1 protein-coding gene is annotated in these 665 nt (G+C 56.2%); it reads right to left on the bottom strand.

Features of this window, described 5'->3' with window-relative positions; genetic code table 11:
- A partial coding sequence (locus tag A1OO_RS06980) for a VCBS domain-containing protein (RefSeq protein ID WP_017005124.1) occupies window positions 1–665 on the bottom strand: 665 nt, incomplete at both ends.

Genomic DNA, 665 nt, shown 5'->3' with positions numbered 1-665 from the left:
TCTGCACCTAAATCAACCCCACCAGTGGTGACGCCTGTGACCACAGAGGCATCATCGCTGCCTGTCACCGTGATAGTGATTTGGTGCTCTGAGCCATCCGACGCGGTGATCGTGATGGTGTCAGTTTCTGAATCACCGTCACCCAAAGACTGTGCTTTGCTAGGGTCAACCGTGTACGTCCACTCACCGTCGGTCAGAGTGAGGCTACCGTATTCACCTTCCACCGTGCCGTTTTCAAGGGTGGGCTGGACAGCAGCATCAGGGTCGTTGATGTTGATAGAACCCGATACCGAAGCCTCGCCACCTTCAGCCACGCTGGCGCTGAGATCCCCGGTGACCACGGCGGCATCGTTAGTTCCGGTTAACGAAATGACCACATCGACCGTTGAGCCATCACTCGCGGTGAGGGTAATGGTGTCAGTGGTTTCTTGACCTTGAGCAAGAGATTGCACCGCGTCGGTGTCAACCGTATATGTCCATGCGCCGTCAACGAGGGTTAACGACCCGTACTCACCTGCCAACGTACCATTCGGAATGGTTGGGGTTTCGCCTGTATCTGCGTCCGTGATCGTGATGGTGCCCGACGCGGTTTGCGCGCCAGTATCTTCGGTGATGTTGCCGGATGTCTCACCGGAAATAACCGCGGCATCATCCGTGCCTGTAAT

The sequence above is a fragment of the Enterovibrio norvegicus FF-33 genome (genome assembly GCF_000286835.2).
GTDB classification, from domain to species: Bacteria; Pseudomonadota; Gammaproteobacteria; order Enterobacterales; family Vibrionaceae; genus Enterovibrio; species Enterovibrio norvegicus_A.
Note: the sequence above shows the minus strand (reverse complement) of the source record. Positions and strands in the feature narration are given on the sequence as shown.